The organism is Paenibacillus terrae (assembly GCF_000943545.1).
Taxonomy (GTDB): domain Bacteria; phylum Bacillota; class Bacilli; order Paenibacillales; family Paenibacillaceae; genus Paenibacillus; species Paenibacillus terrae_A.
This window is the reverse complement of the sequence record NZ_JTHP01000030.1, coordinates 18,953-40,935: the sequence shown is the minus strand read 5'-3', so window position 1 is coordinate 40,935 and position 21,983 is coordinate 18,953. Positions and strand designations below refer to the sequence as shown.

Annotated in this window: 19 protein-coding genes and 3 pseudogenes; 12 read left to right on the top strand and 10 right to left on the bottom strand. The window is 48.1% G+C overall.

Features of this window, described 5'->3' with window-relative positions; genetic code table 11:
* Nucleotides 1-29: 29 nt before the first annotated feature.
* Nucleotides 30-668, bottom strand: a complete 639-nt coding sequence (locus tag QD47_RS15405) for a copper amine oxidase N-terminal domain-containing protein (RefSeq protein ID WP_044646973.1) — start codon at nt 666-668, stop codon at nt 30-32.
* A 351-nt stretch (nt 669-1,019) separates the two neighbouring features.
* Here QD47_RS15405 and QD47_RS15395 point away from each other — a divergent pair, with 351 nt between their 5' ends.
* On the top strand, nt 1,020-1,445 hold the full coding sequence (locus QD47_RS15395) for a VOC family protein (RefSeq protein WP_044646971.1): 426 nt from the start codon (nt 1,020-1,022) through the stop codon (nt 1,443-1,445).
* A 65-nt stretch (nt 1,446-1,510) separates the two neighbouring features.
* Here the strand turns inward: QD47_RS15395 and QD47_RS30800 are convergent, their stop codons facing one another.
* Nucleotides 1,511-1,684 (bottom strand): ankyrin repeat domain-containing protein, encoded by a 174-nt coding sequence (locus tag QD47_RS30800; protein WP_235332276.1) that lies wholly within the window; start codon nt 1,682-1,684, stop codon nt 1,511-1,513.
* Between the two features lie 189 nt (nt 1,685-1,873).
* On the opposite strand from QD47_RS30800, the gene QD47_RS33925 reads away from it, so the two are divergent.
* Both QD47_RS33925 and QD47_RS33920 read left to right on the top strand, forming a co-directional pair.
* On the top strand, nt 1,874-2,197 hold the full coding sequence (locus tag QD47_RS33925; protein WP_327204675.1) for a hypothetical protein: 324 nt from the start codon (nt 1,874-1,876) through the stop codon (nt 2,195-2,197).
* On the top strand, nt 2,194-2,628 hold the full coding sequence (locus QD47_RS33920; RefSeq protein WP_327204674.1) for a hypothetical protein: 435 nt from the start codon (nt 2,194-2,196) through the stop codon (nt 2,626-2,628). The genes QD47_RS33925 and QD47_RS33920 overlap by 4 nt, the downstream gene beginning before the upstream one ends.
* A gap of 299 nt (nt 2,629-2,927) precedes the next feature.
* On the opposite strand, the gene nrdF is transcribed toward QD47_RS33920, so the two are convergent.
* The 3 genes from nrdF to nrdI all read right to left on the bottom strand — a co-directional run bounded on the left by nrdF (nt 2,928) and on the right by nrdI (nt 6,531).
* The gene (gene nrdF / locus QD47_RS15385; protein ID WP_044646970.1) at nt 2,928-3,893 is read right to left on the bottom strand and encodes a class 1b ribonucleoside-diphosphate reductase subunit beta; all 966 of its coding nucleotides are present in this window, start codon (nt 3,891-3,893) and stop codon (nt 2,928-2,930) included.
* 207 nt (nt 3,894-4,100) lie between these two features.
* A complete protein-coding gene (nrdE, locus tag QD47_RS15380; RefSeq protein WP_044646969.1) occupies nt 4,101-6,185 on the bottom strand; it encodes a class 1b ribonucleoside-diphosphate reductase subunit alpha in 2,085 nt (694 codons plus the stop codon).
* Nucleotides 6,172-6,531 carry a class Ib ribonucleoside-diphosphate reductase assembly flavoprotein NrdI gene (gene nrdI / locus QD47_RS15375; RefSeq protein ID WP_044646968.1) on the bottom strand — a complete coding sequence of 120 codons (360 nt, stop codon included), beginning with the start codon at nt 6,529-6,531 and terminating at the stop codon, nt 6,172-6,174. Before nrdI ends, nrdE begins: the two co-directional genes overlap by 14 nt.
* 407 nt (nt 6,532-6,938) lie before the next feature.
* Here nrdI and QD47_RS15370 point away from each other — a divergent pair, with 407 nt between their 5' ends.
* Both QD47_RS15370 and QD47_RS15365 read left to right on the top strand, forming a co-directional pair.
* Nucleotides 6,939-7,301, top strand: a complete 363-nt coding sequence (locus QD47_RS15370) for a DUF2500 domain-containing protein (protein ID WP_152643817.1) — start codon at nt 6,939-6,941, stop codon at nt 7,299-7,301.
* Nucleotides 7,302-7,365: 64 nt separating this feature from the next.
* Entirely contained in the window at nt 7,366-7,938 is a 573-nt protein-coding gene (locus QD47_RS15365; RefSeq protein ID WP_044646966.1) for a GNAT family N-acetyltransferase, read from the top strand.
* Between the two features lie 325 nt (nt 7,939-8,263).
* On the opposite strand, the gene QD47_RS15360 is transcribed toward QD47_RS15365, so the two are convergent.
* Nucleotides 8,264-9,955, bottom strand: coding sequence for an ABC transporter substrate-binding protein (locus QD47_RS15360; protein ID WP_044646965.1), 1,692 nt, complete (start codon nt 9,953-9,955; stop codon nt 8,264-8,266).
* Between the two features lie 280 nt (nt 9,956-10,235).
* On the opposite strand from QD47_RS15360, the gene QD47_RS15355 reads away from it, so the two are divergent.
* Both QD47_RS15355 and QD47_RS15350 read left to right on the top strand, forming a co-directional pair.
* Entirely contained in the window at nt 10,236-11,303 is a 1,068-nt protein-coding gene (locus tag QD47_RS15355; protein ID WP_044646964.1) for a LacI family DNA-binding transcriptional regulator, read from the top strand.
* 212 nt (nt 11,304-11,515) lie between these two features.
* Complete coding sequence (locus QD47_RS15350; protein WP_044646963.1) at nt 11,516-14,068, top strand: beta-mannosidase; 2,553 nt, start codon at nt 11,516-11,518, stop codon at nt 14,066-14,068.
* Between the two features lie 88 nt (nt 14,069-14,156).
* Here QD47_RS15350 and QD47_RS15345 read toward each other — a convergent pair.
* Together QD47_RS15345 and QD47_RS15340 are read right to left on the bottom strand one after the other, a co-directional pair.
* Nucleotides 14,157-14,711, bottom strand: a pseudogene (locus tag QD47_RS15345) (carbohydrate ABC transporter permease); the annotation flags it as partial.
* Between the two features lie 22 nt (nt 14,712-14,733).
* Nucleotides 14,734-15,030, bottom strand: a pseudogene (locus tag QD47_RS15340) (sugar ABC transporter permease); the annotation flags it as partial.
* Between QD47_RS15340 and QD47_RS15335 the strand changes: the two are divergent.
* The 5 genes and pseudogenes from QD47_RS15335 to QD47_RS15315 form a co-directional block, all read left to right on the top strand.
* A pseudogene (locus tag QD47_RS15335) lies at nt 14,987-15,445 on the top strand (TIM barrel protein); the annotation flags it as partial. The pseudogenes QD47_RS15340 and QD47_RS15335 sit on opposite strands and share 44 nt — an antisense overlap.
* A gap of 33 nt (nt 15,446-15,478) precedes the next feature.
* Entirely contained in the window at nt 15,479-17,230 is a 1,752-nt protein-coding gene (locus tag QD47_RS15330) for a hypothetical protein (RefSeq protein WP_044646961.1), read from the top strand.
* A gap of 186 nt (nt 17,231-17,416) precedes the next feature.
* Entirely contained in the window at nt 17,417-18,154 is a 738-nt protein-coding gene (locus QD47_RS15325) for a DUF1361 domain-containing protein (RefSeq protein ID WP_044646960.1), read from the top strand.
* Nucleotides 18,155-18,228: 74 nt separating this feature from the next.
* Nucleotides 18,229-18,432: a YwbE family protein gene (locus QD47_RS15320; RefSeq protein ID WP_044646959.1), complete on the top strand. Its 204-nt coding sequence runs from the start codon at nt 18,229-18,231 to the stop codon at nt 18,430-18,432.
* 26 nt (nt 18,433-18,458) lie between these two features.
* Nucleotides 18,459-19,091 (top strand): DUF2238 domain-containing protein, encoded by a 633-nt coding sequence (locus QD47_RS15315; RefSeq protein WP_044646958.1) that lies wholly within the window; start codon nt 18,459-18,461, stop codon nt 19,089-19,091.
* Between the two features lie 133 nt (nt 19,092-19,224).
* On the opposite strand, the gene QD47_RS15310 is transcribed toward QD47_RS15315, so the two are convergent.
* On the bottom strand, nt 19,225-20,394 hold the full coding sequence (locus QD47_RS15310; protein WP_044646957.1) for a glycosyltransferase family 4 protein: 1,170 nt from the start codon (nt 20,392-20,394) through the stop codon (nt 19,225-19,227).
* A 93-nt stretch (nt 20,395-20,487) separates the two neighbouring features.
* Nucleotides 20,488-21,810 carry an MFS transporter gene (locus tag QD47_RS15305; protein WP_044646956.1) on the bottom strand — a complete coding sequence of 441 codons (1,323 nt, stop codon included), beginning with the start codon at nt 21,808-21,810 and terminating at the stop codon, nt 20,488-20,490.
* Between the last annotated feature and the right edge of the window lie 173 nt (nt 21,811-21,983).

Sequence of the window (21,983 nt, the reverse complement as noted above, 5' to 3'; positions counted from 1 at the left end):
CAAAAGGCTTTTTGGCATATTCGACCGGCTTATAGAGAGATTCTTAGCGTATTTGTGTTTTCATCATAGACTAATTGCGCACCCAATCCTTTGGCGAATACCTGTACAGGTACATAAGTGGTGTCGTTGATCGTCTTGGGGGCCAAAGCGATTTGTTCCGCTTGTCCGTTGTAAAATACGGTTTGGCTTCCCAGGGTTAACGTGACTTTGTGGTCGGCTTTGGTAACTCCTATGGTTCCAGTGCCGTGATCCCACACGACCTCAGCCTTCAAGCTTTCTGCTATATCGCGCAAGGGAACAAGATTTGTATTTTGGTAGACAATGGGCTTGGCTGTAAAAGAAATAGGCGTTCCATTCACGAGTACTTTCAGATTGGATGTAGTATAAGCGGGTTTTTGGCTCTGTTGTGTACTTTGCTGCTGTTTTGATTTTTGCTTTGATTTCGTGGTTTTCTTGGATGCAGAGCTACTGGAAGAGGAAGAACTGCTGGAGGAAGAACCCCCGTTATGATAGTGATATTCCCCGTAGGAAAGGCCCCATTTCGAGCAGTTGGTCCAGCAGGTATGGCCGCCACTGGAGTCTGTTCTGCCCGGATGAGCAGATACGGATAAAGAACCGGATAGAGCGAGCAGTAAGACAGAAGCAGTAATGCCGACTTTCTTTTTCATGAATTGTAATCTCCTTGTTATTCGAAGTTTTTATATGACCCTCAAAGTAGAAGAGAACGTTTGCAGTGTTGGGTTCTATAGAATATATCGGTAGCAGCATCCCAAAAATGTACCATAATTATGGAAAAAACGATTTTGGAAATGATATACCAAAGGGCCCTTCATTCGGCAGGTGATTGAGCAGGCGAAGCTTGAAAAATTTAAGAAGGAGGAATGATGAAGGAACTGGAGCAGCAACTTGGCATTTCGGTAGAAGAAAGATAACAAACAACTCTGTTTTTCTTAACACTTTTTGCATATAATACAGGAGAAATGACGGGATAACTTTAAAATGAAGGAGTTGTGTTGAAAATGTCAAAGCGTTTGATCCCCTATATTACGATGGATGGAAATGCGAAGGACGCGATTCAATTTTATGAAAAGGCATTGGATGCCCAACTGCTTTTTATCCAAACCTTCGGTGAAATGCCTGAAAATCCGGAATTTCCGATTCCAGCAGAGGTCAAGGCACGTGTGGGACATGCTACGCTCAAAGTCGGTGAGACGGAGCTTATGTTTTCCGACACCTTTCCTGGCTCGCCGTTTAGCAGCGGGAATCAGGTGAGCATCTGTATTACAACCGACAGTGTCGAGCAATCCAGAAAAATGTTTGACGCTCTACAGCAAGGAGGACAGGTGGGGATGGCTTTGCAAGAAACCCATTTTAGTCCTGCTTATGGGAATGTAACGGACAAGTTTGGTGTCACTTTTCAAATTTTCACGGAGGCTCGGTCTTAAACAATGGAAAACGGCCTGATTTCGCTATCTTGGCGATCTGGCCGTTTTTTTGCATGAATCCTCGTTCAAGAGGTTGCTCCATGCTGGCGAAGGTATTCTGCAACGTTCTGGTGGCCTTGCTGAACAGCGAGAGACAGTGCGGTTTCGCCGACGCTTCCCTTGGCATTTACAACAGCGCCGTGCTCCATTAACAGACGAATGATTTCCGGTTGATCGTCATGATATGCAGCGGTGTGCAGACAAGTATGACCATCGCTATCCTGAATGTGGGTTGGACCTCCTTATCAATCATAGCACTATGCTTTTTTTTGAAAATCAAATATGTATACTTATAGTATGGGTGGCCTTATCTGTTTTTACAAGCACAGGGTAATATATGTGTAACTGATCTTTGATGATCAAAGTGGAGAGACCTGAGGAGGTTGACGATGTTAGTCCCTAACGAGATTTTGTCTATATGGGAAAAGTTTAATACCTTTCCGATGGAGACGTTAACGAAGGCTTGGTTTTATAAGAAAACGGATGGAAAGAAACAGAGAGATGTGTCTTTAATGAAGGAGCACCATGAGCGGTATGGGATTACAGGTAATTGTTTTGACTTAGCGATATGGCTGCTGCACGAGTTTGAAAAAGAAGGAATTGAAGCTTATCCTATCGGCCATGACTTGGGGACAACAGAGGCGCACGTCGCTGTAATTGCCAAAATGAAGATGGCAGACGTTATTTATGCGACTTGGGAGACCAATGGTTGATTCCAGTATTAGTAGATGCAGATCATCCAAGCTTTACATCAGAGAGATTAACAGGCTTTTTTCCAGCAGCAGAAATTGAGGTTCAACCGCATCAGGATACAGTTACAATCTTATATCACAGACCTAATGGTAAAATGAGTCGTCAGAAGTTCGATCTTGCACCATTGGAATTCTCGACATTTTGGAAGGCAGCGGAAATTTCTCAGAACACAATAAAAAAGTCGCCTTTGCTAGAATGTAGAGTTCCGTATCTATCCGAAATTGCACATTGGGAGTTTTATAACTGGTCAAGTTTTCTGAGTACGACGGCTGGAATTATAAATGAACCTGAGATAAAGGATATTAAAGCATGGTGTGATCGACTCCATCAAAAAACAGGGTATGATAAGGATTTTCTTTTGGAAGTATTACAAATATACAAAGATAGTTGACTCAGTATGCAGAGATGACTATAACTCGTTCTTAGATGGTGCCTGTATGGTTTATAAATATAAATAACTCAACGACTTCTATGAATATGTAAAATACTTTTGGATATTAAATCATGCTGAGAAACGCAGCGAGTGGATGGATTCTGGAGAAGCGAAGCGTTCGCCTTTGCCGGGGGACTCGAACCTTAAATTCTGATCCAAAAGAATCCCCTGACAACAGCGATCGGAAGAACCATCCACTTGCGGAGTGGTCTTCCTTAGCATCACCTAAACAAACTATTTTCACATATACCGATTACCTACACTCCAAAATTAAAATCATCATCAGTCAGCGGCTCCACATTCATTGCACGCACGTAGCCGTTTCCTTTTTTAGAAAAGAAATCATGCTGCTTGGTGTGGGTGCTGATGCCGTTGAATACAATTGGATTGACTTCTTCTTCTTCAAACAACGGATCAAAGCCCAGGTTCATCATGGCTTTATTAGCGTTGTAGCGCAAGAAGACTTTGACATCGTCCACCAGCCCGATAGGAGCATAAATTTGCTCGGTGTATTGTTCCTCGTTATTGTGCAAGTAGCGCAGCAACCCTACCAGCGTCTGGTACAGATCCCGTTGCTCTTCCTCGTCCAGCTCTGCATAAATCTCCTGTGCCAGCACACCCACATAAACACCGTGAATACTTTCGTCCCGTAAAATCAGGTCGATAATTTCTCCGCTGCATGTCATCTTGCCCTGACCCGCCAGATAGAGAGGGTAGAAGAAGCCGCTATAAAATAAATAGCTTTCTAACAGCACTGACGCTGCCATAGCGAGATACAAGTCTTTTGGCGTATGAATATTCATATAATACTGACGAATGGTTTCCGCCTTGGTCTGGAGATGCGGATTTTCCTCTACCCAACGGAATATATTATCAATCTCTTCCGTAGAAGCCAGGGTTGTAAAAATGCTGCTGTACGACTTCGCATGAATTTGCTCCATCATCGCCATAAAGCTCAGTACAGCTTTGCGTTGCAGCCCGTCCACATGCTCCATAATTTGCGGCATACCCACGCCGCCTTGAATCGTGTCAAGCAACGTCAAGCCGCCTAATACTTTCATGTAGGCTTCTTTTTCAATATCACTGAGGGTTACCCAGCTCATTTTATCGTCGGACAGCGGAATTTCATCATCCGTCCAAAATTGCATAATGTTCTGATTCCAGAACATCAGTGTGAAATCATCGTCCGAGCGATTCCAGTTTACAGCTTGTATACCTGTCATTGTTTAGCATTCTCCCTTCAGCTTCCGAGATTTCCTAGAGTCATAATGAAATGACATAGGCGAATCATCGTATGCTTGACATACGGAAGCTGCATCCGCGAGGCCGTGTCCCAACCCATAAATGGCGGAACATCACGCTGGATACAGCTTCTAATGAAAAGCATCCATACATATGAGGACTTCTGATTTTAATTTATGATTATGGTCTTAGATCGAGCAGGTGAGGCACTCTTCTACAGACAGCTTTTTGGTGCGTGTGTAGTACAACGATTTGAGTCCTTTGTGAGCAGCATACAGGTAGCAACGCGCCAATTGGCGTGTAGTCACGTCACTGTTCACATGAAGCACGGTCGAAATTCCTTGATCCACGTGAGGCTGAATTTCTGCAATCAGGTCCAGCACCTTGAACTGATCCATTTGATACGCAGATTTATAAAAGAACACATTATCTCTTTGCAAGTAAGGCATTGGATAATAGGTCGTTGAGTTCGCATAGGTACGTGTTTCAATTTGCTCTACGATAGGCATTACGCTGGACGTCGCATTTTGAATATATGAAATGCTGGCAGTCGGCGCAATCGCCATACGGTACGCGTGATACAGGCCGTTCTTCTGCACGTCTGCTTTCAGCTTGTCCCAGTCCGCTGGAGAAGGAATATAGATGCCGTTGAACAGCTCTTGTACGCGTGCCGTTGTCGGACGGTAATCGGTGTTCATATAACGGTCAAAATACACCCCAGTCGCATAATCCGATTCCTCAAAGCCATAAAAGCTTTGTCCGGCCGCTTGCGCGATTTCCATGCTTTTCTCCAAAGAGTGATAGTTCATCGTCATGAAGAAGGTACGGACAAAATCCTTCGCTTCGTTGCTTTCATAAGCAATTTTGTTCTTGGCAAGGTAGCCGTGCAGGTTCATGACACCCAGACCGACAGAATGCATCTCCCGGTTTGCCTTGGCAACACCCGGCGCGTTCGCGACTTGGGTCATATCACTGACCGAGGTCAAGGCAATCATCCCCTCGTGAACGGATTCGCGGATTTTCCCATGCTCCATCACATTTACAATGTTGAGAGAAGCCAGATTACAGCTGATATCCCGACGGATTGTATCCTGTTGGCCGTAATCTGTAATTTCAGAGGTTTCCTGTAATTGGAAAATTTCTGTGCACAGGTTTGACATTTTGACCTGGCCCACGTTTTTAAGAGCATGTGCCTGATTCGCGTTACTTTTGTTCATCATGTATGGATAGCCGGATTCCAGCTGGATCATGGCAATTTTGGTCAGCATGTCACGCGCGCTCATCGCCACTTTTTTCTTCACCCGGTCGTCAGCGAGCAGTGTATCGTACATTTCATCCAGATCCATATCGTCCAGATGGGTACCGTAGGCCTTGTACACACTGTAAGGAGCGAATACATGCAACGGCTCATTATCCTGAGCCAGCTTATAAAAGCGGTTAGGTACTATCAGTCCAATGGAGAGTGTCTTCAGACGTACTCTTTCGTCGGCATTGATTTTTTTACTATCCAGGAACTCCAGTACATCCCATCCGAAAATGTTGTAGTATGCTGCGCCGGAACCTTTACGTTGACCCATCTGATCCGCGTAAGAGAAGCCGTCCTCCATCAGCTTCAGCACAGGCATAATTCCTTTAGCCGCGCCTTCTACACCTTTGATCGCTTCGCCACGTGACCGCAGTTTCGACAGGTTGACCGCGACACCGCCGCCGATTTTGGACAACTGCATGCAAGTGTTTAGCACGTAGTTGATCGAGTTGAGGGAGTCGTCCATTTCGAGCAGGAAGCAGGACACCAGTTCTCCACGACGGCTTTTGCCTGCATTTAGGAAGGTTGGCGTAGCCGGCTGGAGACGCTGCTCCATCATCGAGCGGGACAACAGGCGCGCCGTATCGGCGTTACCGCGTCCCAAATGCAGGGCGACGACCGCCACCCGGTCAGGGTAGTGCTCCAGATAAACCTTACGGTCATTACTCTTCACTGCATAATCCGTATAAAACTTGGATGCTGCCATATAGGAAGGAAATTTAAAATTATAGCTATGAGTGATATGGAAAATATCCTTAATTTCGTCAGCTGTATAGCTACTATAGAAATTTTCGTAATAATCATTCTCAATCATGTAGAGCACTTGAGCCGCTGTATCCGCAAACTTCAAGCTCCGTTCTTCGACTTCCTTCATAAATTCGTCTACAGCCTCTTGGTCCTTTTCCAATTGGAAAAAGCCATCTGTATCGCGTTTCATCAACATGTTGTTCAGTTCAATATGCCGCAACTCGGCTCACCTCCTGTTTGAAACGCTCTACATCGCCGAACGTTCCGGATAATTCAAATTTACTGATGACAGGCACGTTATAATGGTCGGAGATCAAATCCGCGCTTTTGGCAAAGCTCTCGCCCCAGTTACGGTTGCCGCTGGCAGCCACACCCACGAGGTTTTGAGCATTTTTTTGCAAAAAGGAAGATACCCTCTCAGGTATCTGTCCAAACCCCGTTGTATATGTAATGAGTACGTATGGTTCCTCTATAGTCATTTGCTCCTGGATTTGGACCGCCGGAAGCTTGAGCTTCCCGATAAATCTTTTTACATTGCCGGTCTTGGAATCATAAGCAATCAGCATTGTATTCATCCTCCTTGACATTTGGCAAAACAGCATCTGTCCAAGGCTCGAAATCCTGTAAAGATTCGCAACCCCTTGCTGGCTGTGCTTCGCCAAAATTTTAACGCCTATTTATATTGGTACTTCCATATCTGTATTTTCAAGATATATGTGTAAAATACGCGTTGTACACTATATTTAGAGTACGATTTCTATTTTATATCTATATATAGGTGAGGTCAATCACTTTTAAAAGGTTGGGCACAAGGATTGGGGGCAAGTCCAAGCGGGGTGCGGGATAAGCAGAATAACTTTTTTTTCGTGCGAATTTTACAAATGTACTGGAGTTTTGAAGGATGAAGATGTACGATTTGTCAATAGGAGATACTGTGGTAAATCTACCTTTTACTGTAGGGGGAATACGTATGATGGGAAATGGATTTATGGATTCAGGGTCGTTTGATGCCATATTTTTTATCGTTTTTGGAATCATTGCAATTGGATTTATTGCTATCATTGCCAAGGCAATCGGTACAGGGCTTTCGAATCAAGCTGCTGAGTTGGAGCAACGTTCATGCAAGGTGGTGGACAAGAGAACGAGGGTTCGCGGGGGCTCAGGCGATTTTTCAGCTTCGACAAATTATTATGTTACCTTTGAGTTTGATGGGGGCGAGCGTAAGGAGCTGGAGGTGAAGGATAGGGATTTTGGAATGATTGTTACTGGAGATCGTGGGGAGCTTCGTTATAAAGGCACGCGCTTTCTGGAGTTCGTGAGAGCGATGGAAGCATAAGCTGAATTACCTGAGGGCAGGTAACTGCCAGGATGCCCATACATAACTGGAGGGAAGATGTACTATGCCGCATATTATTGGGGAACGCATCGTGCTGAGAGAGTATCGTCAGGAGGATATACCGGAAATACGAAAATGGGTCAATGACCCGGATATTACACGCGGTTTGAGCGATGTTTTTACTTATCCTCATTCTCAGACGAATAGCGAAGCCTATGTACAGATGATGATCGACGGCAGTTCGGAGACGAAGGGCTTTGTCATTGCGCATAAAGACACACTGGACTATATTGGACAACTGGATTTATTTAAAATCAACTGGATGAATCGGCATGCCACGCTCGGCATTGTGATTGGACGCGATGATAACCTGGGCAAAGGCTACGGACGTGAAGCGATCTGGCTATTACAGAAATTTGTATTTCATACGCTGAATCTGAATCGGCTGGAGTTGGAGGTCTATGCATACAACGAGCGTGCATATCGCTGCTATCTGGCCTGCGGCTTCAAGGAGGAAGGTCGGCTGCGGCAAAAGCTGTTCAGGGAAGGACAATACTATGACATCATTCAAATGGGCATTTTGCGAAGTGAGTATGAGGCTGCGGAGCAAACGACGGAATCTTCGCAGAACGTGTAGGGAAACAGACAGTCATCATCGTGTCATGTATATATGGAACGAAACAGAACGTTCAATGTAAAAGGGCTGAACAGCATCAGGCTGTCAGCCCCTGTATGCTTTCATTCATATAAGCCAAGCTCGAACTATAAGCTGACTTGAAAAAATAAGCATCAAAACGGAGTAGGTGGAATGGTGCTGTACAAGCGAAGCGTTCGCTTTTGTCCCCGGATTTCTACCCTAGTTATATGATTATTCAAGAAATCCGGGGGCGGTGGCGATGGGAAGCACCATCCGACTGCGTAGTGGCACGATAAGTAACTTTTAAGTTCAGCTTATTTGATCGTTATTTTTCCGCGTTCCACAGCTTGAGCCGATTTTGGATCAGTCCGGTGTAGATTTCTTCAGCCTTCGGCACACCTGCCTGATCCAGCTCTTGGAGCATGCGGTCATAGACAGCATCAAATTGATCCGGCTTGGCGAGTACGGCCTCGGGAATCCGTTTGCGCACAATGTCCTGCGACTTCTGATAAATGACATTGTAGTTCGTATTGGTCGGAACGGGCATATTGTAGGCGGCGCCCCATTCTTTCACTGGAAAATCCTTTTCGTTCGGGAACAGGTCCTTCCACGTTCGAGCATTGTAGGCTTGCAGGGATTTTTTTTCGGCCCGGCTGTAATTTTCGGTAATCATCTCTGGATAGTTCGTCGTATAGTAGTTGCCAGAAGGGTCCTTGATGCCGTCACCGTAATGCGGTCCCCATATCCAGTACAAACCGATGCCCGACTCTCTCGTAAAAGCGGAATTATCGGTGTTTTTACGTTGCTGCACATCGGGCGGAATAACCCGTTTGCCATTCTCTACATTGTAATGCTGGCCTTCGATTCCCCAGTTGCGCAAAATTTGTCCTTCGTCGGAGGCCAGAAAATCCAGAAATTTGATGGCACGCACGGGATTTTTGCACGAGGTCGTAATTCCGATCCCGTATGCAGCATCAAACCCGAGCGGCTGGAGGGAATGATCCTCATATTTCTCGCTTAACGTGACTGGAAAATGCGCGTAGGTAAATTCATCCTTGCCTGACGCTTTGAGTGCGTTTTCGGCATCCTGATAGTTCCATTCCTGATCGATGAGTCCAATCACACGACCTGCGGCGATTTTGGACTTGTATTGATCGCTTTTTTGCACAAAAGTGTCCTTATCCAGCAGTCCTTCGTTGTACATGTGATTCAGCCAGCGAAAATATTCCCGTTCCTCCGGGCGTTTGTAGTGGAGAATGGCTTTACGCGTCTTGGGATCGATATAATACTCTCCATCGTCCGGTCCGCCTGTAGCGGTAACTGCCGGATTGGTTACGGTAATTTGAATTTTCCAATCTTCGGCATCAAGGGAGAGGGGGATGGTAGGCTGACCGTTAGTGGTGGGATATAGGGCTACATAGTCCTTGAGTGCTTTTTCAAAATCCTGAACCGTGCGAATTTTCGGATAGCCGAGCTTCTCGAGTGCCTGATGCTGGATTTCGAACCCGGCTTGTGCGTCAAATGCGATGTGATCTACGCCCAAATTTGTCGGAATGGTATAGATGGCAGGGTCGTCATGGCTATATTTAATACGGTTAAAATAGTCTCCATACACTTTCTTGATATTGGGGCCGTATTTATCAATCAGGTCGGTTAAGTCAATGAGTGCCCCGGCATCGACCAGCTTACCGACATCGTTTTTGGGATAGACCAGGTCAGGATACTCTCCGCTGGCAGCCATCAAAGCAAACTTTTCCTCACTCCGGCCATTGACGGCATGTTCTCCGTTCAGTGTCACGCCCGTTTTTTTGATAATTTCCTGTCCAATTGCATCCTTCATGTTATTCCAGTTCGAGCTGGCGTCACCACCAAAGAAAGTAAGTGTAACAGGACTGGTATCATCGGGATTTTCCTTTTCTGCCGTACCGCCTGTTCCGTTTGCGCAGCCCGTCGTGACGAGCAGCAACAAAGCCAGGAGCAGGATGGAGCCTTGTCGTACCGACCTGATCTTGAACATCTGCAAAATCCCCCTTTATAAGTATGATTTACATAATGTAAGTGCTTTCAATAGTAAATTGTAGGAAATAGCGAGCCTTCCGTCAAGTCATTTCTGTTGATTTGTTATGTGTTTGTTTTTTTATTATGCAAACATATTTTGGTGGATGGTGTGGATTTGTGCAAATCTATCGTTTGATGATCTAAAACAAAGTGTGCTACGATGATACCAGTTTATTGGTACGCCTATGTATTGGAAAGGCAGAGGCAAAAAAAGATTCCGAATAGGGTTGGGTGAGAAGATGCGTGGAAAAGTAACGTTGCAGGAAATTGCGGATGCGGCCGGTGTTTCAAAGTTCGCTGTTTCGCGTGCATTGTCCGGCAAGCCCGGAGTAAGTGAGGAGACGAGGGCAGTGTTGGTCAAGCTGGCTGCCCAGATGGGCTATTTTCGCAATCATCCAAAGACAACGGGGGTGGAACCTCGGGACACGGATGCCGGGGAATGGTCGGGAACTGTGCTGGTGTTATTTCCGAATATACGGCACCAGAACAGAGAATCCAGGTATTGGGGTCCTGTGTTTGAAGGTATTTCTGAGCGCCTGAATGGAAAGGGTATGAACATGCTGACGTTAACGGAGCCTTCGACAGAGGATATGTTTTCTTTGCTGAATCCGGAAGCGATCAGGGGCATTATCACGGTGGGGTCGATTTCTACTTCTATATTGCTGAATATTTATCGGATGAGCATTCCGGTCGTCATGGTGGACCATTGGGATGCTGCGTTTTTAAGCGATACGGTGTTTACAGATAACCGCACATGTATGTCTGAACTCATGAGAAATGTGCTGTGCAGGGGCTATACCCGTTTTCAATTTGTCGGAAATATCGACGATGCTCACAGTTTCTATGAACGTTGGGAAGCTTTTCGCTCCACACTGGAGCTTGGAGGAATAGACTTAAAGCAAAACGGAGCTTTGCTCCACATGGGAGCGCAGAAGCTTGCCGAGGAATTGGACAAGCTGACCGAGGATGAATTGCCGGAGATGTTTGTATGTGTGAATGATGTGACTGCCGGGCAAGTGGTGGATGCGCTCAAACAAAAGGGAATTGACGTCCCAAGGCGCTGTGGAGTGACTGGTTTTGACGATACGAGCGAGCAGATGCCGATTTATGCGACGGTGAGAGTGGATAAGGAGCTGCTGGGAATGCGTGCGGTGGATCAACTGCTATGGCGTATAACTAACCCGGATTCTCCCGTCGAGAAAAAGCTGCTGCACGCGGAGCTAGTCGTACGGGAGGGGTATGCGCCGCGGCTCAGTCAGGGAAATGATGATCATGAACACCCGATTAGTACAATCAAATATAGTTGATGTCCAGATGTAGATGATTGAGCTCCGTACATGGGGAAGATAAAAAAGTCGCTTTTAGCCTTTTTTGGCCGAGAGCGACTTTTCTTTGTTGTTTTTCAATTTGTTTTTTTACAAAAAACGATTTGACTAATTTGTTAGCTTGATGTTATTTTTGTTATGTTTATAGAGGAGTCAAGATGTTCCCAATCATCCTTATAGGGAGGCTTGTGACGATGTTCAATGTGACAGGGTTGGATAACTGGAGGTTTAGGGAAGCGCAAGGTGATGAGTGGCTTAGCGCAGAGGTACCGGGATGTGTGCATACGGACCTTTTAAGACATGGCAAAATTCCTGATCCTTTTATCGGAACGAACGAGGAGAAGGTACAATGGATTGACAAACAGGACTGGATATACGAAGCCCATTTTGAAATGAGTGTGGAACAGCTTCAGTGCCCGTGTGTAGAACTGGTGCTGGAGGGCTTGGACACGTATGCGGAGGTAAAAGTGAATGGACACCCCGTTTTGTCGGCCAACAATATGTTTCGGATGTGGAGACGGGATGTGAAGGCATGGGTTCAACAGGGAGAGAATCGGCTGGAAATCGCGTTCCGTTCTCCAATAGCTGAGGATGTGCCCAAGCTGGAACAACTAGGTTACGCTCTTCCTGCGCCGAATGATCAGTCCGAAGCGGGTGGTTTGGCGGACAAAAAGGTAAGTGTTTTCGCGCGTAAGGCTCCTTACCATTACGGTTGGGATTGGGGGCCGAGGCTGGTGACGAGTGGCATTTGGAGAGAGGTGCGCGTGGAGGCATGGTCCGGCCTTATCGTAAGGGACTTGTTTATCCGGCAGGATGAAATAAGTGCAGAGGGAGCCAGACTCACGGCTGTGGCAGAGATTGAGAATGCGGGTGAGATCAGAGAAGCCGATCTGCGTATTTCCGCTGACGGCAGGGAGTGGTCGAAGCCTGTTCGTTTGCTGAAGGGAAGGCAAACGGTGGATCTGGAATTGTATATGGAGCAGCCAAAGCTGTGGTGGTGCCGGGGGCTTGGAGAGCCGCATCTATATACGTTTGCAGCCGAGCTTGTGGAGCGGGATGAAGGAGCTGTAATCGCGGAAAAAACGGTGAAGACAGGCTTGCGTTCGATTCGTCTTGTGCGTGAACGGGATGTGGCGGGAGAGAGTTTTTATTTTGAACTGAACGGGGTTCCAGTGTTTGCGAAGGGAGCCAACCATATTCCGAATGACAGCTTTGCCCCTGAAGTGACACGGGAAAGGTATCGGCATGAGATTGCCAGCGCTGCCGCCTCTCATATGAACATGTTGCGGGTCTGGGGCGGCGGTATTTATGAGGAAGACGTATTTTACGAGCTTTGCGATGAATACGGTTTATTGATATGGCAGGATTTTATGTTCGCGTGCAGTATGTACCCGGGGGATCAAGCTTTTTTGGACAATGTGGCTAAGGAAGCGGAGGACAACATCAAGCGTCTGCGCAATCATCCATGTATTGCGTTATGGTGCGGCAATAATGAGATTGATTCAGCTTGGGCGCATTATGAGGAGAAGGGAGGCTGGGGCTGGAAAAAGGATTATACGCCAGCGCAGCGAGAGCGCTTGTGGTCTGATTATGAGACGCTCTTTCACCGGATTTTACCGGAAGTGGTACACAGCTGGTCCCCGCAGACGGCATATTGGCCCTCGTCTCCACTGATCGGCCTGTCTGGAGACCGAAATCAGCATGCTCATCCGTCCTCGACGGCAGGGGATGTTCATTACTGGGGCGTATGGCACGCATCTGAGCCTTTTGAGAATTACCATGTGCATGTGGGGCGCTTTATGAGTGAATATGGCTTTCAGTCCTTTCCCGAATACAGGTCCGTGCGCGCTTATGCGGAAGAGAACGATCTGGAGCTGGAATCTGCGGTAATGCTGGCGCATCAAAAGAACGGGGCGGGCAATCGCCTGATTAAAGAATATATGGAACGGTACATGCGGGAGCCGAAGGATTTTAAAGCTTTTCTTCCCATGAGTCAGATTTTACAGGCGGAAGCAATGAAAATGGCCATCGAGGCGCATCGGCGTCGCAAGCCTTACTGCATGGGCACATTGTATTGGCAAATGAATGATTGCTGGCCCGTTGCCTCCTGGTCGAGTATGGACTATTTTGGTCGCTGGAAGGCGCTGCAATATACGGCTAAGCGCAGCTTTGCCGATGTGCTGCTGAGCGTGGCGGATACGGAGCAGGGTAATAAGGAGCTGCATATTGTCAACGATACGCTAAAACCTGTTCAAGGCACGCTGCGGCTGACGCTTTTGCATATCCGGGGTAGTAAGGCCATCCGTGAAGAGGACATTCAGGTAGAGCAGCAAGCTAATGCGGCGGGGCCGGTACATATACTGCCTGCCGACAAATGGCTGAATGGCCTGAACCCTGCGGAGCATATGCTGGTCGCACGTCTGATACAAAACGGTGAACCAGTGGCTTCCTGTGAAGTTTATTTTGCTGACACAAAAGAGATGGATTTGCCGCAGCCGAATATTGAAGTGATAGAGGTGCAGGGAAGCGGAGGAAGCAGCTTTAACCTTCTCTCGGATGTACTGGCGAGGCATGTATGGCTGTCGGCGGACCAGGAAGGCATTTTCAGCGACAATCATCTGGATTTGGCTCCCGGTATTCCTAAAACGGTGGGATTTTTGGCTCTGGGCAGAGGGAGCTCGGCTTTTGAGGCAGCTTCTCCAGGCAAACTGACGGTACGCTCGTTGCTAGATTGGATACAAGATTAGAGAACAGATCAGGTTTATCCGTACTTCATGTAGGCGGATAAGCCTTTTTTTGTTGTAAATATGATTTTGTGATGATATGTATAACGCTTATCCGAATCAAAGTGCCGAATTGATTGCTGCCGTCAACCTCCGCCGCTTCTCCCAAGCTCTCTGGAATCCCGTTAAAGAAGGAAATCAGAATAATCAGATAAAACGGGCTGATCAGACCTGGTAAAATAAGGGACCCCATATTATTCAGCAAATGCAGATCGCGCACCAGAATGTATTCTGGAATGATACCGCCACTGAAAAACATCGTGACTACAATCATGAACATGATCGTTTTGCGGCCCTTTAAATTTTTCTTCGTTAATGGGTATGCAGCTATCACCGTCATCAGCATACTCAGCACTGTCGTGATCACGGTCAACATGACCGTAAACCCGAGCGAACGAATCATGCTCATATCGGAGAAAACTTTTCCATACGCCTTCAAATTGAACTCAACCGGAAACAGGGTAACCTCCCCGGACGTAATAGCCCGGTTTGAGCTGAAGGAAATAGACAAAATATGAATAAACGGGGCCAAACACAGCAGCACAGCCACAGCCACCAAAAGGGTGGTTACAATATCAAAGGTGCGGTTCGCAGTACGTTCACTCATCAGGTGTCAGCTCCTTTACCACTTACATAATACTTTCATCCGTCAGCTTCTTGGAAGCATAGTTCGCACCCAGTACGAAGATCAGGCCCACCACGGCTTGGAACAAACCAACCACCGTTGCCAGTGTGTATTGCCCGGATTCCATCCCGATGCGGTATACAAACGTACTTAGCACATCGGAATAATCCCGAACCCCCGCCACGTTGCCAATCACATACGGACGATCAAAGCCAATGGTGATCATATTGCCCAGATTAATGATGAGCAGCGTAGCAATCCGCGACAGTCTGGAAGAGGTGTGTGACCATATCGCCTCCAAGGGCTATGATGTAGCAATTGGTATCGAAACGCGTTCACGCTGCTATCAGATGCCTACCTTACAGGAGGCCAAGACGATCATAGACGATTTGAAGGACGCGCCCGTATATCTATGGTATGACATTGGACACGGCATGATCATGGACCGGATGGGATTGTACGATAATGCCAAGGAAGCCAATGAGATGATCGACTATATTCTTGGTGTCCACATCCATGAAACGATAGGGTTATGCGATCATTGGTGCCCTTATATTCATAGTGGTGATCTGGAGTTCTTTGATCGCTTCATTCATATTATCCGGCAGGCGCCGATCAAGGTGTATGAATTGAAAGCAGCATGCCAGCCGGAGGACATTGAACGCAGCCATGAGTTGCTGACAAGCAAGATAGCGAAACTTCAGACGCAAGGATGATCAACGATTATGCATATCACAGGGGGTGAGGGAATGTATAGTAAAATCGTAGCGGTCAATGATGCCTGGGTGAAACCGGGCATGGACCATCAGGTGCTGGATGTCGACAGCCGTTATTACGGTGGGGTGACGGATGATGAGAACGGGATTGCCTGGCCTAATCATTCGGTTGGCACTCCTGCGGCAATGGCGGTCTGGGCGGCCGCGCTCGTCAATCCGGATTCCGCTTATTACCGGAATGAGGGTGTGCTGATCCGGCTGGAGCTGGCGGCGCAGTACATGCTGCGCGTACAGCATGAGGACGGCTCTATTTCGCCGGGCTGGACCAATTTTCACTCGCCGCCGGATACAGCGTTCGTGGTAGTGGGCTACGCTCAGGTCTACCAGTTGCTGATCGGTGACGACTGGCTGGAGCTGCGCCGGGTGACTGACGCGATCCGCCTGTTTCTGGAGCGGACGATCCCGGTCATGCTGACCGGAGGTTGCCATACGCCGAATCACCGCTGGGTACTGTGCGCTGCTCTGGGCTTCCTGCACGAGCTGTTTGATCTGCCCGAAGCGCTCGCCCGGGCCGGTATGTGGCTGGCAGAAGGGCTGGACGAAACGCCGGATGGCGAATGGACGGAGCGCAGCAACGGAATTTATAATGCCGTCAGCGATATTATGCTGATTCATGCCGCCCGTTTATTGAAGCTGCCGGAGCTGCTTGAGCCGGTACGGCGCAATTTGCACATGATGGTGTACCTTGTCCATCCCGATGGGGAAGTGGTCACAGAATATTCGGGAAGACAGGACTTCGGCGTGATGATGAATTTATCCTCCTATCTTCTCCCGTATGCCATGCTGGCTACCAAGGATGAGGATGCTATATTCGAAGCGATGGCTGTCGCCGCCATTCAGGTAACGGATCATCCGGGCGGTGCTCCGATTAATGCGGCTGTACGCTTCTTGCTGGAGCCGCGCTTGCAAACCCGCAAAATATCGCCTGCTGCATTACCTGTCACCTATAACAAGTTGCTGAACGGAGGTTTTCCGAGGGCTGACTATCTGAGCCGGATGGATGAGGCAGGGCATCATCAGCACATTTATCACAGCAGGCTGCATACGGATTTTGGCGCTCCGGTTGCTCGATATCGGCAGAAGGATACCAGCGCGACACTCATGACTGAGGCTTCATCGTTCCTGTCGTTGCGGCATGGAAATGCACGTCTACTGGCGGTTCAGGCAGCTTCGTATTTCTCGCCAGGCTTCGTGCCTATGCAGGAGCTGACTGCGCATGAAACCGGATGGACGCTATCGGGTCAGCAGGCCAAGGGCTATTACGGGCCTGTTGCTGCCGCTGATCTGCCGCCTACCTCGCAGGAGGAAATCAGTCCGTGGTATTTGCTGCCGCATCACAAACGTCCACTAACCCATGAACAGAAGCATGAAATCCGGGTGGATGTGGATCGTCAGGAGGATGTGTGGACGCTTCGTTTTCGTTCGGAAGGTCCGGTGGATTGCATGACACAGATTTTATTTGTTTTTGGACGTGAAGGAAAATTCACTTGCGGGGAATATAGGCTGGTTAATGAAGCGGTGCAATGCTGGACTGGCGGTATGGCGCGCTATGAATCAGGAAATGCATGGTTTGAGCTGACAGGAACAGCGATGGAGCATACGGCTACCTCGGTTCGGGGGGCTGCATACCCAGTGGATTGTCACACATTGCTGGTCAATTGGATGGCTCCGTTTGATCAGACGATCACGATCCGCATGTCGCCTTTGCCTGTGAGTGAAGTTTGAGGTACGATGAGCACTTGTTTCCGAGGATGAGATCAGTCTCGTAAAACAGGTGCTTTTTCGCGTCTTGAGGCATGCTGAATGGAGCGCTTCCATTGAGCTTGAAGCGATTGTGGTGTACACTGTCCAGAACAGGTGTAAATTGGAACGTCAAAAGGCTGGACGGCTGCAAAGGAGGACAAGATACACATGTATGCCCGTTTAAGATCGTTAAATTATCCTGTAAAAGGGTATGTTTTTATCGTATTAGCTGTATGCTCAGTGATCAGCACTCTATGGATCATTAACGTGCAGCTGCCCTCGGGGGGACGCCCTTATCGTTTTATATGGTGGAATATGATGCTGGCCTGGATTCCGATGCTTTTAACGCTGCTGCTTGATGTGATTTATAGTTCCTGGCGGCGGGGAACGAGAACATTTTTGCTGTGGATAACAGGAGCGGTATGGCTCTTTTTTTATCCCAACACACCGTATTTAATCACAGATTTGCTGCATGTATTCGCCCGATATCCATTTCTTGGGGGGCAGCGCTTCTGGGGAGAGCCGTATTTCTGGAATCATGTACTGGGGATGCTGTTGGTCGCTGTCCTTGGGCTGACGATGGGATTTGTATCGCTCGAATCTGTACGACAGTTGGTACAGCGTGCACGCGGCGGGTTTGTAAGCTGGCTGTTTGTGCTGGCGGTGCTGCTGCTCAGCAGCTTGGGCATTTATATTGGCCGTTTCTTTCGGGGGAACACGTGGGATATTATTTCTGCGCCTTCCCAACTGTATGCGCAAGTGTCCTCCATATGGGCAGATACCCTACAGCGTACTCATTTTGTAGAGTTTAGCGGGATGGTATTTGCTATTTTGTTCATTAGCTATGTATCCACGATGTGCGTGGTTTGGATCGGATACAGCCGTCGGGATGAATGGCGTAACTAATGATTTAAATGCGACTGAGTGGCTGAATAACCGAGTAGCTTCATAAGCTTGAATAGAGAGGAGGAATAGAAACCATGAATGGACAAAACCGATCAGATATTCGCGCAGGGCTTCAGGTGGATATTGTGCTTAAAAAAGATCAGCCTACCGGAAAGCTGACACGAGGAACAGTGAAGGATATTTTGACCAATTCTCCGCGTCATCCGCATGGAATTAAAGTACGTTTGTCAGACGGACAGGTTGGGCGTGTCAAGCATATCGTAACGAATGAAGGATAGAGCTGAGGGTTGAGGAGGAATGACGCATGAATCAGGCAACGGCAAGGTCGAAACATGATCGCTACCCGCTTGTTTTGCTTGTATTACTGGTGCTTGCTCTCATCTGGTCCTTTATCCATCCGGCGGATCATTTTACTTGGGTACTGGAAGTTCTTCCGGCGATTTTGGGAGCTGGACTGCTGGTGGCTGTTTACCGCCAATTCCGGTTCACGAATCTGGTGTATACTCTGATATGGCTGCATGCGCTGATTTTGATTGTCGGCGGGCATTATACCTATGCGGAAGTGCCCCTGTTTAACTGGATACGGGATACATTCGGGCTGGAGCGTAATTATTACGACCGACTTGGGCACTTTGCGCAAGGTTTTGTGCCTGCGCTTATTGTCAGAGAAGTGCTGCTGCGTAAAACGACCTTGGGAAGCGGAGGCTGGCTGACCTTTCTCACGGTTAGTGTGTGCCTTGCGATTAGTGCTGCGTATGAGCTGATTGAGTTTGCCGTAGCCAAGGCGACTGGAACGGCCGCAGAAGCCTTTTTGGGAACCCAAGGGGATATATGGGATACCCAATGGGATATGCTTCTCGCTTTGATCGGCGCTCTGACAGCCGTGATTCTGTTGAGCGGAGTACATAACAAGTTGCTGAAACAGCTAAGATATTAACGTGTTCCTTTCTTTAGGAGAACATAGCTGGACGGTATAAAGTTATAATGATAGTGGAGGGTGGTTATAGAATGCATGCTAAAGCATTTTTTAACCACCCTTTGATGTATCCTGAAATCCGCAGTTTCCAGGGCTATATATGCGTCATAGGGCGACTGTCGAGATGCAGGGTTGCGGCATCCATGTAGCTGTCCAGCAGTCGTTCGAAAATGCGATCCCATGTCTGTTCCACGCTGTAGGCTCTACCCGCCATGGACATAGAATCGCGAAGCGGGCCGTCTTTGTACAACAGGTGCACAGCTTCGGCAAAGGCAGCGGTATCTCCGGCAGGACACAACAAGCCCGTTTTCCCATGAATGAGATTATCTTTTACCCCGCCTTCATCGGCACCGACCACGGGTGTTCCGCTAGCCATAGCTTCCAGCACGACGTTGCCGAATGTTTCCGTAGTGGAGGGGAACAGGAATACATCCGCTGCGGCGTATAGCTCCGCTAATTCCTGCCCTTTCACAAAACCAAGCCAATGGACTGCATGCTCTGGCACCCCCATGTCTGCTGCTGTTTTGACCTTGTACAGTGGTCCGTCTCCCGCAATGACCAGCACAGATTCTGCCTGGACATCGTCCGGCAACTGGAGGTAAGCATCCAGTAAGGTGTCTATTCCCTTTTCCGGTGCAAGTCTGCCGACATATAAAATAACGAATGCGTCTGCACGAACGCCCCATTTTCTCCATACTGCGTGACGATCCACTTTAGGTTGGAAGCGATGGGTATCAATGCCCCTGCCCCAGATTTCGAGTTGACTCATTCCTTTATTGTGCAATAACTCCATGGTTGACCGAGAGGGTACATACACCCTTTCACAATGTCTGTGAAACCAGAGCATGTATTTCCACAAGGCAGGTTCAAGCCAGCGAAGCTTGTAATATTCGAGGTATTTATCAAAGTGGGTATGATATGAGGCGACGAGCGGAACATGGTGTTTGGCTGCGTAGCTTGTTCCGTACAGGCCAAGGTTAAATGGGGTAGCGACATGAATCAGGTGCGGGGAAAAGGCGGACAAACGGTCGTTGATCTGTTTGGCGTTGGGGATCGCAAGCCTGCATTCTCGATACAACAAAAAAGGAATGCTCCGAAGCCGTTCTATACCCGACCCGGAGGGCAGATGGTGGTCTGCCTCCGGTGCGAAGACGAGCGTAGATACCCCATGTTTCTCCAGATAGCCAATCCATCGTTCCAGTGTCAGGGCAGCGCCATTTACGTCAGGCGCATACGTGTCCGTAAATAATGCGACTCGAAGCATGCCTTCATTCCTCCTCCGCCATTCTCATTTATCCTATGACGATCCAGGGGAGTCCGCTTGGTGGCTCCGGCTTTTATTGTGCCATGATTTTGTTTACGGGCTTGCCGGGTTTTGTAAAAGCTGACCCGCGGACGGGCGGTTTTCTCGGAACATCCAATAGTAGACGAGGGAGGACAAAATATAAAATACACCTGTCATGCTGAACGTGATGGCATAGCCCCAGTAATTGCCGTAGGTCGTAACCAGATAGGCTTGTACAGGTCCCATGCCTGCGGTTCCTAGCATCCAGGTCGTCTGGAGAACCGAGTTGGCAATCCCCCGGTTCTTATCCGATACACGTTCCACCAGAATGGCGGTTTGCAGCGGATTGGCGGCATTCATCAACGCTTGCCTGAACAGAAAGCTGATGGAAGCAATCCAGAGGACATTCGTGAAGCCGGTAATCAGGAGAAACGGGAGCGAGAGCAATTGGAAGCCAACGACAGCCTTGACCAGTCCGATTCGGCTGCCAAGCGTAGGCCCGATCAGCATAGAGAGGATCGTCATCAGCTGACCAAGAGCAATCAGCAAACTCATCGCACTGAGCGATACGGAAAAGCGGTTCGTAAAATACAAATTGAGATAAGGGATGACCAGACCTGAGCCCAACCCGAGAAAAAACTGGGCAAGGACAAATTGTCCGATGACTCTGGTATCCGAGAAAGCAGCAGGAGCAGGTGGCACTGGTAAAGCGGGCGTGGATTCCGCCGTATTCGCTGATACCGGTTTAGGTGTCGATTTAGCAAGGGCCGCTTCTTCCTCAACATGAGTTGCTTTTGTCATGAACAATAATGGTATAAAAGCGGTCAATGTTGCCGTTCCTCCGAGGAACAGGGCAACCCGCAGACTGGAGAGCTGTGTGATCCCCCACGTTTGCAGCCCATCCGCAAGTACACCACCGCCAAAGCTCCCCATGACCTGTGCTGCGAGTACAAGAGCCGAGTAATAGCTGAATATTTTCAAGCGTTGGGCTTTGCTGATGCTTTCCGCTAAAAAGGGTACAGCCAGCACCTGAATAAAGGCGGCGAATACACCCGAAACGACGGCGAAAACCAGCATACTGCCACTGGTATCCGTAAAGGTACGGATGAGAAAGGCGACACCGCTGAATAACGCACCGATGACCAGCATGTGTTTGCGGCTCCTCCGATCCCCCAAAAAACCGACCGGAATAAACAGCAAGGCTGTAGCCAGTGCTTGCATGCTCACCACTCGGCCATTCATGTCATCCCCGAAGCCAAGCCCCTGGATATACAGGTTATACAGAACGGAAAACATTCCCGTACCCATCTGATACAGCAGATTGGCGATAAAAAACAATCGGATATTACGCGGCCACTTTCGAGGCTCGTCTAACATTTTGCTAATCCATGACACGATGCGATCCTCCTGTGACGTTAATGCAGATAAGTTGATGCTGTTGATATGTATTCTAGCAGGATCTGTGCATTTCATAAATATTCCTTGTCTCCGATTTTTTTGGGTAATAATAAAGCATAGACTTTGTCTTGAAATTTCATTATAGTAATTCGGTATGAATAAATTTGAAG

Bases quoted from the DNA above. Each gene is read 5' to 3' on its own strand.
- QD47_RS15320 (WP_044646959.1), top strand. From the start codon at position 18,229: ATGAATGGACAAAACCGATCAGATATTCGCGCAGGGCTTCAGGTGGAT.
- QD47_RS15355 (WP_044646964.1), top strand. From the start codon at position 10,236: ATGCGTGGAAAAGTAACGTTGCAGGAAATTGCGGATGCGGCCGGTGTT.
- QD47_RS15325 (WP_044646960.1), top strand. From the start codon at position 17,417: ATGTATGCCCGTTTAAGATCGTTAAATTATCCTGTAAAAGGGTATGTT.
- QD47_RS15405 (WP_044646973.1), bottom strand. From the start codon at position 668: ATGAAAAAGAAAGTCGGCATTACTGCTTCTGTCTTACTGCTCGCTCTA.
- QD47_RS15330 (WP_044646961.1), top strand. From the start codon at position 15,479: ATGTATAGTAAAATCGTAGCGGTCAATGATGCCTGGGTGAAACCGGGC.
- nrdI (WP_044646968.1), bottom strand. From the start codon at position 6,531: ATGCTGATTGCTTATGATTCCAAGACCGGCAATGTAAAAAGATTTATC.
- QD47_RS15350 (WP_044646963.1), top strand. From the start codon at position 11,516: ATGTTCAATGTGACAGGGTTGGATAACTGGAGGTTTAGGGAAGCGCAA.
- QD47_RS15365 (WP_044646966.1), top strand. From the start codon at position 7,366: ATGCCGCATATTATTGGGGAACGCATCGTGCTGAGAGAGTATCGTCAG.
- QD47_RS15315 (WP_044646958.1), top strand. From the start codon at position 18,459: ATGAATCAGGCAACGGCAAGGTCGAAACATGATCGCTACCCGCTTGTT.
- QD47_RS15360 (WP_044646965.1), bottom strand. From the start codon at position 9,955: ATGTTCAAGATCAGGTCGGTACGACAAGGCTCCATCCTGCTCCTGGCT.
- QD47_RS15395 (WP_044646971.1), top strand. From the start codon at position 1,020: ATGTCAAAGCGTTTGATCCCCTATATTACGATGGATGGAAATGCGAAG.
- nrdF (WP_044646970.1), bottom strand. From the start codon at position 3,893: ATGACAGGTATACAAGCTGTAAACTGGAATCGCTCGGACGATGATTTC.
- QD47_RS15310 (WP_044646957.1), bottom strand. From the start codon at position 20,394: ATGCTTCGAGTCGCATTATTTACGGACACGTATGCGCCTGACGTAAAT.
- QD47_RS15370 (WP_152643817.1), top strand. From the start codon at position 6,939: ATGGGAAATGGATTTATGGATTCAGGGTCGTTTGATGCCATATTTTTT.
- QD47_RS33925 (WP_327204675.1), top strand. From the start codon at position 1,874: ATGTTAGTCCCTAACGAGATTTTGTCTATATGGGAAAAGTTTAATACC.